We start from the raw sequence: 11,643 nt of genomic DNA, 5'->3' as shown, positions 1-11,643 counted from the left end.
AATAAGAAAACTACCGGCTAAAACACCATAGCCAGTAGTCTCGATTGATCCTCCTCATACACCACGCTGACTGAAAATCAGCGTCTGTACAAACCTTTTATCCTTATTTGGTCCAATTCCTTAGTAGTAAGTACCCCATGGTTGTTCTTTGAAAATGAATCAAATCACAATTGTATCCAGTACCGCTTTATTCTTTTATCATCCACACTTATTTCTTTTTCAAATATTCCGCCATTTGCAATAATTGTCTTTTCACTTGGCAGATTATCGTGGCTGCAGGTAATCAGCACCTTTTCCAGCCCATAGCTTTTACAGGTTTCCAGGTTTTGCTTAAGCATTGCTGTCGCATAGCCCCGTTTTCTTTCAGATGGCCGGACAGAATACCCGATATGGCCGCCCCAGACACTTAAGACAGGGTGATCGATGTGATGCCTGAAATCAATGATTCCCACAATTTTATTGTCGGCCAGACGGACAGCAAGGCAGGTGTCGGAAGGAACCTTGTCTTTTGGACAGGTCTATTCATGCTTAAGCATTTCAATGCCCTGAATCCATTCTTCTGCTGAGGAACACTCTCTTAAATTTCCGCAGCCATCCATGCTGTCACCGGAATCGATAAAATCCTGGCGATACTTCATAATATCATCTGCATATTCTGCCGCTGGTTTTATGAGCTTAATTTTATCCATAAACAAGACCTTCCTGATTTTTTATTTTATGGGCTTTCATTTTATATTAGTTTACATAACGTTTTTTTCTGTTAAACAAAAATCCCTGACAAGCCATATTCTTCAGGGATTTTCTTCATTTAACTCTATATCTTCCAGCTTATATGTCCACATAGGCATCCGATCATCATCACTGTTGGATATTGCATACGATGTATTCTCACTCTTTTGTATACTAAAGCAGTGCGCTGCAAAATACCATCTGCATTATATGTAATCTTTATTTAATTATATAATATAATAATCGGGAAAGCAACTCTTGGATATGGCATAATCAAGCAGGCACATAGTTAAAGGAATATTCTATCTTATTTAAACACCTTACAATATGCCCTTTCTATCCTGTCCAGAATTTCTTCCAGTACCCTTCTGGAAACTGCCGCGTTAAACCGTATATACCCTCGTCCCTGTACTCCAAAATGGCTGCCTTCGTAAACAGAAACCTTCGCCTCCTTCAGAAAAAAATTGCATATCTCCTCTTCTGTCAGCCCGGTTTTCTCATAGCTGATCCATGCCAGAAAAGTTCCTTCCGGCGCTTTCAGCTCAAACAATGGCATTTTCTCCTTCAGATATCCGGCAAGATATCTTAGGTTCTCATCCAGATATGTATTCATCTCTCTCTTCCACGCTCCGCATTCCCGGTATGCAGGTTCGATGACTGCAGCCGCAAAAACATTAGGATTGTGAAATCCCTCACAATCAACAGCAGCCTTCATGGCCTGACGCATTTCACGATCCGGTATGATCATATTGGAAAAAATAATTCCGGGAATATTAAACGTTTTTGTAATGGATTGATAGACAACCATCCTCTTTTTCATCTGCTCTGAAAGTGAAAGGACACTGTTGAATTTTTTTTCCCTCTCTTACAATATCGGCATGTATTTCGTCAGAAAGTAAAAGCAGATCGTATTCTATGCAAAAGCGTTCTACCACCTTTAGCTCCCCCGCCTCCCACACCCGCCCCGTTGGATTCTGGGGATTGCATAAAATCATCATTTTTACCGAACCATCCATCTGGCCTTCCAATTCGCTAAAGTTCATGTTCCACCGTACTCCATCCCATTTCAGGGGGCTTTCCAATATGATTCTGTTATGCTTTTCCACCGCCTCCGTAAGTGCAGGATACGCTGGCATATGAACGATAATTTTATCCCCCGGCTTTGTAAATGTCTCTACGGCCATGTTAAGCCCTATGTTGATTCTCGGCGAAAATAAAATCCATTCATCTTCAACTTCACAGCCGTATTCCCTTCGAATCCACTCTCCGACAACTCCAGGATAGCAGGACGGAAGGTTGGTATAACCAAAAATTCCGTGTTCCACCAATTTTTTACATGCCTCTCTTATAGGCTCCGGCGCCCGGAAATCCATATCAGCCACACCACAGTGAAGGACATCTTCCCCATATTTTGCATCCATTTCATCGTATTTTGCGCAGTTCGTTCCTCTCCGGCTTATTACTTCATCAAAAAATCTCTCCATCATATATCACCTAACCTTTTACAGATCCGGCAATCAGGCTCTGCTGAACCTGCTTACTCAAAATAACATAAATAATAATAATCGGAAACGTTGCAACCACCAGCCCGGCTCCGATCGGCCCCCAGTCTGTGGTATACTGACCCACCAGCGACTGAATCCCAACCGTCAGCGTCCGGTATACCGGCTTGCTGATAAATACAACCGCAAACATCAATTCGTTCCATGACTGGAGAAATGTAAATATAGCAATCGTAGACAATGATGGCTTCATTAACGGAAGAATAATCCTTATGAATATCTTGTAGATGCTACAGCCGTCAATACACGCAGCCTCCTCCAATTCCACCGGAATCGAGGTGATAAAACCTGAACTGATCATGATAGCCATCGGCACTGCAAACGCTGAATACGGAATGATCAGGCTCCAGTAAGTATTAATTAAATGAGCTTGCCGCATCATAATAAATACAGGGAGAAGGGCCGCGTGGATTGGAATCGTAATCCCCATAATAAACATCATCTGGAATAGTTTCCGAAGCCTCCATTTCATTCTGATCAGCGCATAGGATGCCATTAGAGATGCCATGCATACAATCATAATTGTTGCCGTTGTGACGATGATACTGTTCACCAGATACCTCCCCACATTGCCGCCCATAAAAGCATGGGCATAGTTTTCAAAATGCCAGATTTTGGGAAGACCAATCATATTACCCTGAAAAATATCTGTATTGTCTTTGAGAGAAAAGGTCAGAAGCCAGAATAAGGGGAATATCTGAAGCACTGCCCAAAATATCAGGCCCGCCTGAATCACAACCTGAGATAATTTTATTTTTTTTCATAAGTCCCTCCCTCAATCATTGTCACGAAATGCCTTGCGGATCAACCATGCAAAAATATAACATTCCAAAATAATGAAGATAGCCATTGAACTTCCATACCCATACATATTTCTGGAAAAAATGGTTTCAACCATCAAAGTACTTGGAAGCTGGCTGGCTCCGGCCGGTCCGCCTCCCGTCATAACATAAACGAGATCGAAATTTTTCAAAGAACCGACCACTGCAAAAGTAGCGCATACTTTCAGGATCGGTTTCATCAATGGAATAGTTATCCGGAAGGCCATTTGAATTCCATTGGCTCCATCAATACGGGCCGCCTCGAAAACCTCCTCTGATATGGATCGGGCGGAAGCGTACATCAGCAGCATATGATAACCGATATACTGCCACAGTACCGGTACGATAACTGCAAAAATCACTTTTTTTGTATCACCCAGCCAGTTTCCAGTAAAACGTCCCAGTCCTATGGAGTTCAAAATCGTATTGAGCAGGCCATACTGTGGATTGTAGATTTTCAGCCAGAGCTGTCCTATGACTACTGTCGAAATCAATACCGGAATAAAATATACCCTGACATAAAACTGTTCTCCCTTTACTCCCCGCGCCAGAAGCAACGCCAGTATAAGGGAAATCGGCAGCTGTATAAAAACAGACCCCACGGCAAAAATCAGTGAATTTTTAACTGCTCTCCAGAATCCATCGCCGTTATTGTGAAATAATTTCCTGTAGTTATCCAATCCTGTAAACATCTGTTTTCCAATTCCATCCCACTCTGTAAGACTGTAAAATACTGACATGAAAATCGGCACCACAATGATTATAAAAAACAAAAACAGCACCGGAAACAGAAAAATCAGTACGGCTTTTTTATTTGACAGCACACGGTTCACAAAATCCCTCCATTCTTTTTTTAATGAAGAGGGCTGTCTCCAGCCCCCTTCCTGCGCATTTACTGATTCAATTTCTGCAGCTCGGCCACATACTGTTCCGGCGTGATGTCTCCAACAAAAAGCTCCTGAAGCTTATTCAAATATACCGTGGCATCCTTGCCCTCCAGCAGGTTATCCCACCAGATCGTGTAGCTGGCAGCATCCTTCGTGAAATCATAGATTTCCATTAAAAGAGGATTGATTTCTGACTCGTCCACATCTACGTTTACATATGGAAGAATACTGGAACCAATTTTATACTTTCCAATTGCCAGTTCATATGCAATATACTGGGCAACCTCAGTCGTAAGTGCCGGATCATTCGTCGTAGCGCTGACTGCAAATGCTGTATCAGGTCCACCCGTGAAATCGGTTACTCCAGATTTCCCATCTTTTAATACCGGGAATGGGAATACTCCGATTTTTCCCTGTACATGGGAAGAATCCTTATACACTCTCGTTGCTGTCCAGCTTCCGTTCAAATACATCGGAGTCTGCCCCTGGAGGAATGACACCTCTGATTCCTCTCTGGAAATACCTGCAGAGCCTTCTGGAAATGCTCCCATATCTACCAACTTTTTCAGAGACTCTGCCGCTTCTAAAAAGCCCGGATCATCATAGCCCGTTTCTTTTCCTGTGGCGGCCTTCACTCCCTCGCTTCCAACGGCTCGCAAAGCCAGAAGGTCATGATACATGGCGATGGTCCACGGTTCTTTTCCTCCCACAGTCAGTGGAGTGATTCCATTATCAATAAAGGTCTGACATACATCCAGAAAATCATCAAACGTTTCCGGAACCTTCAGATTTAGTTTTTCGAACATTTCTTTATTATAGAACATACATGCCACCGACTGATCCGTGGTCAGCCCATAGGTTTTTCCATCAAACTGGAAACCAGTCAGCGTGGAGGATCCCAGATGTGATTTAAAATCATCTGTCAGATAATCATCCAATGCCATTATCTTCCCCGCCTCAACAAATGGCTTCATAAAACCATGTCCCCACGTATAAAGGATGTCCGGTGTTTCATTGGCCGCTATCGCCGCCTTCAGCTTCATCTTATAAGCTTCATTTTCAGCCGTATCAGACTCTATTTTTACATGAAACTTTTCTTCCGCCTCCTTTACTACCTGATCGATAAGTGCCTTATTTGGATCAGTGTCTCCGCCAAATATATGCCAAAGTTTTATTACAGGTACGCCTTCTGCTACGTCCTTAGCCATATCTTTGCTCTCTTTCGCCTGCTCCGCCACCGTGGTATCTTCTCCTGCCGTGCTGCTTCCTGAACCCGAATTGCAGGCTGCAAGTCCCATGGCCATGGTCCCCGTAAGTGTCAATGCCATGATTGTTTTCATTATTCTTTTCTTCATGTTTCCGCTCCTCCAATTTTATAATACGATTTGCTACTGCCTGTTTCAAAAGCGCGCCTTTATGAATGTGATTCTATTGTACACATTCCGGTGGTTTCATAAAAGAGAGAGAGTTTACTATTTCTGGTGATTCTCTTACTTTTTTTACTCCTCACCATTCTCCCTTATAGCAAATCGATTACTTTTTTTAGTAGATTTTTTACCTTATTTTCCGCTTTATTTACATTTAAATTGTCCCATGATATGATGACTAAGTAGGAGGGAAGGTATATATGGGGAAACGTAGTCATATCATTTCAAATCTATGGAATTGGGCATTCCACAGTAAAATATCCAGAAAAATTAGCACGGTCTTTTTCCTGTTTCTGTTTCTCAGCATCATTCTGACCTACTTTTCATACCGTTATGTGTCCAGAGAGTATGTTCTGTCTAACATGGAACAGCACTCCAGACAAACTCTGACCTCTATCCGTTCAAACATAGTGGAAATGGTAGAAAACACCAACAATAGCTACAATCTTCTGTTAAAAAGCGGTATATCCGATCTGACAAAGCTTCCGTTGTCACCAACAGAACGGAAGTATTATGACAACTATCTTTTTACAGTCATTGACAGCTATAATCATCTGGATTCCATTTATGTCATAAATTTGAAAGGACAAATCTATGGAGTCGACAAATTCAGCATAAAAACACTGGTTATTGATTCTGTCACAGAAGCACCCTGGTATCAAAGGGCTATGGCTGCAAAAGGAAGCTGCATTCTCTCTCTTCGCGCCGGCAATATTTTTGTTCCTGATTATTCGGAGGATTTCCTGTCAGCAATCCGAGTAATTAATGATCTGGAGACCCAGAAACCTATCGGCTTTTCTATTATGAACATTCCGACGCGTTCCATTAATCAGACTTTTGAGCATGTTTTTAATCCATCTGATATAGAAATCACCCTGTATGATGATTCCGGAAAGATCATCAGTACTTACGGCACCATAAATGGGGGAGACGTCCACCATAATATCCGCCATTTTGTCGGTCCTGATTCCCCTTACTACAGTTCAAACGGCAGGGAATACCTATCGGCCGGAATCTATATACCAGAATATGATTGGATACTGACCGCCACGTTTCCTTTAAAGTATGAGACTGCGCTCAGTACTTCTCTGCTCCGTATTTCCTTTTGGATCTTCTTTATTAATATAGTACTTATGCTGATCTGCGTCATTATCTTAGCCAAATCCATTCAGACGCCGGTCTCTCAAATGATTCAAGCCATGAGCCATGCGGAAAGCGGTAACTTTAAACCAGTCACGGTACGCCATCCCGCCAGCGAGCTGGGGCTTCTGGAAATTCATTACAACCATTTAATAGAACATATCCAGTTTCTCATGGATCGGCTGATAAAGGAACAAAAACTGAAAAGGAAAATGGAACTCCGCGCATTGCAGGAACAAATGAAGCCTCATTTTCTTTATAACACCCTGGATACCATTGGTTACATCATGCTTACCGGAGACTTGAATCAGGCCTATGGCGCCATCACTGCTCTTGGGAGCTTTTATCGTCAAAGTCTGAGTAAAGGAAGACCATTTATCACGATTGAGCAGGAAATACAGATAGTGAAAGATTACACCGCCCTGCTGTCCCTGCGCTACGAAGAGCTTTTCACTGCCACATATGAGGTGGACGAAGCTCTGTACCAACATGAAATTATCAAACTTCTCCTTCAACCACTGGTCGAAAATTCCATCTACCACGGAATTAAACCACTTGGAGAACCTGGCATAATCCATATTTCTGTCAGACGCCAGTCTGATCTTATATGCATTACAGTCTCCGACAATGGAATCGGCATGGAAGAGAATCTGATAAAAAGTCTTCTTTCCTCTGCCAGTCCTTCTGCAAAAGAAAGCTTTGGATTGGCTGGTACGATTGAGCGGGTCTATATTTCCTACCCGGAAAAAGGTTCCGTAGAAATCTGCAGCAAAAAGGGAATGGGAACTTCTGTCATGATAAAAATACCGTTTTAGGAGGTGTACTGACATGTATCAGCCACGGCCAATAAAAGTGATGTTCGTAGATGACGAGGATAAGATGAGAGGGCTGCTCCGAATCTTCATCCCTTGGGAAGAACTGGATTACGAAATCGTGAATGATGTGTCCAGCGCAAATCAGGCACTGGAACTGATTGCCTGTGATAAGCCGGATGTCATCATCACCGATATTGAAATGCCTTTTATTAATGGTCTGGATTTTGCTGAAATGGTTCTCGAGGAATATCCCCATATCAAGATCGTTGCTCTGACCGCTCATGATGAATTTGATTATGCCAAACAGGGCTTAGAAATCGGAATATCAAACTTCCTGTTAAAGCCTATTAAAAAAAGAAGAACTGATCCGGGTTATGACCGATATACAGAGTACCATCAGAGAAGAACAGAAAAAGCTTTACCAGCATGAATTGCTGCAGAGAAAGCTAAACGAAAACCGCAGCTTTATTATACAGAACTTTCTCAGCAACATGATGGTAAGCAGCCTCCCCTCTGATTATCTATGGGAAAACCTTGCCTATTATCAAATTCCGCTGCACCAGGATTCAGGTTTTTTTCAATGTTCTTCTTTTAACTCTGAATGTCAGCCAGGATATCGAAGAAAGCATCTTGCAGCAATTCCAGTGCAAGGAAATTATCCTTTCCGCTGTCACACGCATCAGCGGCGTTTTGGTTTTTCAGGATATTCACATGAATTTGATCCTTTTAATCGAGAACCGAAAAATTAACTTATACAATTATGGGTTTCATTTCTCTACATTGATCAGAGACCGGCTTGGTATAAATTCTTATGTAGGAGTCGGAACACCCGTGGAGCATCTGGAAGACATCCCCAGTTCCTACCGCCAGGCCTACCAAAACGCCCAGGTCGCCAAATACAGCCATAACAAATCTTTTCTCGCCAATCCACCGTTGGAACGAAACCAGCAGGCGCTGCAGAATCTTATTAACACGGTTACCGAGGAACTCTCCTTGTTCATGCAGATTCCTCAGGAAGATACTGCCTTGCAACGCGTAAAAAAAGCCTATGACTCGCTGGAATTCATTCCCGGCCACGGCCTTTCCGACGTAATGGTGCTGTCTCTTTCCATTGTCAACATTGTGCTCGCTACACTCAGAGATAAGGGAATTGCATACAGTGAGATCTATAACACAGATCATTTGCCTTATACTCATATACTGAAGCTGACAGATGAAAAGGATATCAGGCAATACGTCATCCAAATGGTAGGTTTCACTCTTCACCAAATTAATTTATATACCGATGCAAAAGGAAACAAGCTCATTCATACTATCCTGCAATATATCAATGAAAATTTAGCTCAGTCAACCCTGACACTCAAGAAGATCGCCGAAATGAATTACGTCAATCCCTCTTATTTAAGCCGGATTTTCAAAGAAGTCACACAAATGAATTTTATAGATTATTTAACTTCCATTCGAATTGAAAAAGCAAAACGGCTGCTGCAAAACAGCTGCATGCGGATTTATGAAATCGCAGAAGCGGTCGGAATCAGTGATCCAAACTACTTTTCAAAATTGTTTAAAAAAATGTACCAACATGACACCTGCTCAATATAAAGAAGAGATACAACAACGGGAGGATTTTTAATATGGCAGATTTTTCAACATTATCTGACTACATTATCCGCATACGGCGAACAATACACAAGCACCCAGAACTGAGCGGAAAAGAATTCCTGACTCAAACCCTTGTAAAAAAAGGAGCTTGAACAGATGAAGATTCCTTACCGCACACTTCATGAGACCGACGTCATTGCGGAGATTACCGGTACCAAGACAAATGGACTTAATCAAACAGTTCTTCTTCGTGCCGATATGGATGCCCTTCCTCTTACGGAAAAAAACAGCACCGAGTATGCCTCTGAGTGTCCCGGTGTCATGCATGCCTGCGGACACGATTCTCATACGGCCATGCTGCTGGGTGCGGCAAAGCTTCTTTCTGAGTGCCATGATATCTTTTCCGGTACCATACGTCTCGTTTTCCAGCCTGCCGAGGAAACCGGCGGCGAGACCCAAAGGCTGATTGAAAACGGTATGTTAGACGGTGTAAATACGGTTTTTGCCATTCATGTGGCGCCTGATATTCCATCAGGTAAAATCAGCATCCTGCCCGGCCCCTGCATGGCAGGTGTTGATGATTTTTCCATCCGAATTACAGGTACAGGAAGCCACGGAGCGACACCCCAGCTGGGATCGGATGCACTTCTTGCCGGTGCCCATCTGGCCGTCAATCTCCAGCAGATCATCAGCCGGGAAATTGATCCCCAGGAACCAGCCGTGCTGACCATTGGCATCTTTCAGTCTGGTACAAAGATTAACCTGCTGGCACAGGAGGCAGTTTTGTCAGGAAATATCCGTTTCTTCAAAAAAAGAGCTCAGCAGTTATTTCTGTGAAGCGATCACACGATACAGCGATCACACGGCCACCATGTTCCGTTGTTCTTCCGCTGTCACCTATAGGCCTTCCCTGCTCCCAACGGTTAACGCCCCAGACTGCTGCAACATTGCAAAGGCCGCAGCACTAGGGGTATGGGGAAAAGAGAATCTTATGGAGCGGCCTGCCAGCATGACCTCCGAAGACTTTTCACGCTACCTGAACGCAGTTCCTGGCGTCGTGGTATTCTTAGGAACAAGTGATGGAACTAAACGAACCTCATGGCCGCTTCATCATGAATGCTTTGACCTGGATGAATCCGTACTGGTAAACGGAAGCCGCTTATATGCCACATACGCACTGGAATGGCTGTCCGGAAAATTTGATCATGCTATAATTAAACCAAACGCATAGCTAAGAGAGAATTCTTGTTTCCATAAGCGGAATTTTCTCATCAATAAGCACGTTACATCTGCTTTCGCCTGGCTTGTGTTAATTAATTTGCCGGGCACAATCATGGCAATATCTCAAATTCCTACATATAATATAGAGATTATATAAAATCTCTAAGAGGCGGCCACAAATGCACAGGAATGTTTCAGGTACACTCACACAAATGGGACAAATACTGCAGGTTAATAATGCAGTGGTTACAGAGGTTTTTACCCGCAGCAGAACTACCGGATATATTGACATTATTTACGCCAGGCCTGAACGAAATGAAATTATAGCCGAACCCTTAAGACTTAATGCAGGCATTTACACTGACATTATTAATTCATTCGGTCAACATATGTGCTTATGTGACATCCAGGAAGGCATGCTGGCAGACTCCTTATTTTCACCAATTATGGAAAGGCGCATTCCGCCACAAGCTAATGCTTATTTAATTGTTGTAAGAGAATACGGCCAGCCGCCATTGAGCTCTACTACGGCTCGTATCACAAAAGTAGATATCGATAATCTTCTTCTCTATACTAATGATCCTGATAATCCAGAAAATCAAATAGAATTTAGTGTTAGTAATATGGCTACTGTCCGCGGTAAAGATGGCTACCCGGTTCCTTTTCTTTTGCTTCGCCCTGGTTTATTAGTAAACGTGACTCATTCCGATATCCAAACTGAGGTTTTCCCGCATCTGGCTGATGCTTTCCATATTCAAATATTATAAATTTTACTTAAAGATGCCGGCAGGTCCCAGTCAGAAAGCAAAAATTATGACGGAACCCCATCAAAGGATTTTCAATGTGATGCAATCATTGGGGGCTGAAAACAGGATTTAAGCTGATCTTTTATATGGAAGCCTGTAAATGGGTTATGATAATTAAAAAGGTGGGACCGGAATCCCGGATCCCCACCTCTATCTTTGCGCTGACAGCCCCGGATTCTACACTCTTCGGCTATCATCTGGAGCGGTCTTTACCACCACCAGTTACATCTATTATTACAGAACCAGCAGTTATTACAAAAGTTGCATCTGCAATTTCTTCGGCAGCATCTGTTAAAACAGCACATGTATTACCCTCCTTTCAAACAATGATATTATACCTTATGGAAAAAAAGAGACAAGATGTGAAAATCGGATCATATTCCATAGGCCCGGGGCCTGGAGACTTGGTACCATTATGATCCGTCTTTGCCAATTACTTCTTTGCATTCCGCTTTTTATATATTACAATTCTGTTACATAAGTGTTACAATAAAGTTGTTTCAAGAAAGCGAAAAATAATAAGGAGGTTACGTATCATGTTTTTTGACTTCAGCTCATGTAACTTAAGCGATTTATTAGATTTAATTTCCCAGTTCTGCAAATAATTTTTTTAAAAAGGTTCAGCCTTTACGG

Annotated in this window: 13 protein-coding genes and 1 pseudogene; 7 read left to right on the top strand and 7 right to left on the bottom strand. The window is 42.5% G+C overall.

Annotated elements, in window-relative coordinates:
- Positions 1 to 164 precede the first annotated feature (164 nt).
- The 7 genes and pseudogenes from JCM10519_RS23540 to JCM10519_RS23520 form a co-directional block, all read right to left on the bottom strand.
- Positions 165 to 482 (bottom strand): annotated as a pseudogene (locus tag JCM10519_RS23540) (GNAT family N-acetyltransferase); the annotation flags it as partial.
- Positions 483 to 518: 36 nt separating this feature from the next.
- Positions 519 to 689 carry a hypothetical protein gene (locus tag JCM10519_RS33435; protein WP_347845286.1) on the bottom strand — a complete coding sequence of 57 codons (171 nt, stop codon included), beginning with the start codon at positions 687 to 689 and terminating at the stop codon, positions 519 to 521.
- A 347-nt stretch (positions 690 to 1,036) separates the two neighbouring features.
- On the bottom strand, positions 1,037 to 1,537 hold the full coding sequence (locus tag JCM10519_RS33430; protein ID WP_347845285.1) for an aminotransferase class I/II-fold pyridoxal phosphate-dependent enzyme: 501 nt from the start codon (positions 1,535 to 1,537) through the stop codon (positions 1,037 to 1,039).
- Positions 1,503 to 2,216: an aminotransferase class I/II-fold pyridoxal phosphate-dependent enzyme gene (locus JCM10519_RS33425; RefSeq protein WP_347845284.1), complete on the bottom strand. Its 714-nt coding sequence runs from the start codon at positions 2,214 to 2,216 to the stop codon at positions 1,503 to 1,505. The genes JCM10519_RS33430 and JCM10519_RS33425 overlap by 35 nt, the downstream gene beginning before the upstream one ends.
- 7 nt (positions 2,217 to 2,223) lie before the next feature.
- Entirely contained in the window at positions 2,224 to 3,045 is an 822-nt protein-coding gene (locus JCM10519_RS23530; RefSeq protein ID WP_054742293.1) for an ABC transporter permease subunit, read from the bottom strand.
- 21 nt (positions 3,046 to 3,066) lie between these two features.
- Positions 3,067 to 3,945 (bottom strand): ABC transporter permease subunit, encoded by an 879-nt coding sequence (locus tag JCM10519_RS23525; protein ID WP_054742292.1) that lies wholly within the window; start codon positions 3,943 to 3,945, stop codon positions 3,067 to 3,069.
- A gap of 59 nt (positions 3,946 to 4,004) precedes the next feature.
- Positions 4,005 to 5,354, bottom strand: coding sequence for an extracellular solute-binding protein (locus JCM10519_RS23520; RefSeq protein ID WP_054742291.1), 1,350 nt, complete (start codon positions 5,352 to 5,354; stop codon positions 4,005 to 4,007).
- A gap of 272 nt (positions 5,355 to 5,626) precedes the next feature.
- Between JCM10519_RS23520 and JCM10519_RS23515 the strand changes: the two genes are divergently transcribed.
- The 7 genes from JCM10519_RS23515 to JCM10519_RS23495 all read left to right on the top strand — a co-directional run bounded on the left by JCM10519_RS23515 (position 5,627) and on the right by JCM10519_RS23495 (position 11,429).
- Positions 5,627 to 7,381: a histidine kinase gene (locus JCM10519_RS23515; protein WP_054742289.1), complete on the top strand. Its 1,755-nt coding sequence runs from the start codon at positions 5,627 to 5,629 to the stop codon at positions 7,379 to 7,381.
- Between the two features lie 13 nt (positions 7,382 to 7,394).
- Positions 7,395 to 7,811: a response regulator gene (locus JCM10519_RS33420; RefSeq protein WP_347845283.1), complete on the top strand. Its 417-nt coding sequence runs from the start codon at positions 7,395 to 7,397 to the stop codon at positions 7,809 to 7,811.
- Between the two features lie 104 nt (positions 7,812 to 7,915).
- The gene (locus JCM10519_RS23510) at positions 7,916 to 8,983 is read left to right on the top strand and encodes a helix-turn-helix domain-containing protein (RefSeq protein ID WP_347845282.1); all 1,068 of its coding nucleotides are present in this window, start codon (positions 7,916 to 7,918) and stop codon (positions 8,981 to 8,983) included.
- A 156-nt stretch (positions 8,984 to 9,139) separates the two neighbouring features.
- On the top strand, positions 9,140 to 9,820 hold the full coding sequence (locus JCM10519_RS33415; protein ID WP_347845281.1) for an amidohydrolase: 681 nt from the start codon (positions 9,140 to 9,142) through the stop codon (positions 9,818 to 9,820).
- Between the two features lie 34 nt (positions 9,821 to 9,854).
- Complete coding sequence (locus tag JCM10519_RS33410; RefSeq protein ID WP_347845280.1) at positions 9,855 to 10,214, top strand: M20/M25/M40 family metallo-hydrolase; 360 nt, start codon at positions 9,855 to 9,857, stop codon at positions 10,212 to 10,214.
- A 169-nt stretch (positions 10,215 to 10,383) separates the two neighbouring features.
- The gene (locus tag JCM10519_RS23500) at positions 10,384 to 10,971 is read left to right on the top strand and encodes a hypothetical protein (RefSeq protein ID WP_054742287.1); all 588 of its coding nucleotides are present in this window, start codon (positions 10,384 to 10,386) and stop codon (positions 10,969 to 10,971) included.
- 125 nt (positions 10,972 to 11,096) lie between these two features.
- Entirely contained in the window at positions 11,097 to 11,429 is a 333-nt protein-coding gene (locus JCM10519_RS23495) for a hypothetical protein (protein ID WP_054742285.1), read from the top strand.
- The last annotated feature ends 214 nt before the right edge of the window (positions 11,430 to 11,643 follow it).

It is taken from the genome of Clostridium sp. NkU-1, assembly GCA_001312405.1.
This window is presented reverse-complemented; position numbering and strand designations above follow the sequence as displayed.

What these genes read in the sequence shown, in the direction of transcription:
- JCM10519_RS23495 (WP_054742285.1), top strand. Translation starts at nt 11,097, where the DNA reads ATGGAAGCCTGTAAATGGGTTATGATAATTAAAAAGGTGGGACCGGAA.
- JCM10519_RS33415 (WP_347845281.1), top strand. Translation starts at nt 9,140, where the DNA reads ATGAAGATTCCTTACCGCACACTTCATGAGACCGACGTCATTGCGGAG.
- JCM10519_RS23515 (WP_054742289.1), top strand. Translation starts at nt 5,627, where the DNA reads ATGGGGAAACGTAGTCATATCATTTCAAATCTATGGAATTGGGCATTC.
- JCM10519_RS33410 (WP_347845280.1), top strand. Translation starts at nt 9,855, where the DNA reads ATGTTCCGTTGTTCTTCCGCTGTCACCTATAGGCCTTCCCTGCTCCCA.
- JCM10519_RS23520 (WP_054742291.1), bottom strand. Translation starts at nt 5,354, where the DNA reads ATGAAGAAAAGAATAATGAAAACAATCATGGCATTGACACTTACGGGG.
- JCM10519_RS33430 (WP_347845285.1), bottom strand. Translation starts at nt 1,537, where the DNA reads ATGGTTGTCTATCAATCCATTACAAAAACGTTTAATATTCCCGGAATT.
- JCM10519_RS33420 (WP_347845283.1), top strand. Translation starts at nt 7,395, where the DNA reads ATGTATCAGCCACGGCCAATAAAAGTGATGTTCGTAGATGACGAGGAT.
- JCM10519_RS33425 (WP_347845284.1), bottom strand. Translation starts at nt 2,216, where the DNA reads ATGATGGAGAGATTTTTTGATGAAGTAATAAGCCGGAGAGGAACGAAC.
- JCM10519_RS33435 (WP_347845286.1), bottom strand. Translation starts at nt 689, where the DNA reads ATGGATAAAATTAAGCTCATAAAACCAGCGGCAGAATATGCAGATGAT.
- JCM10519_RS23500 (WP_054742287.1), top strand. Translation starts at nt 10,384, where the DNA reads ATGCACAGGAATGTTTCAGGTACACTCACACAAATGGGACAAATACTG.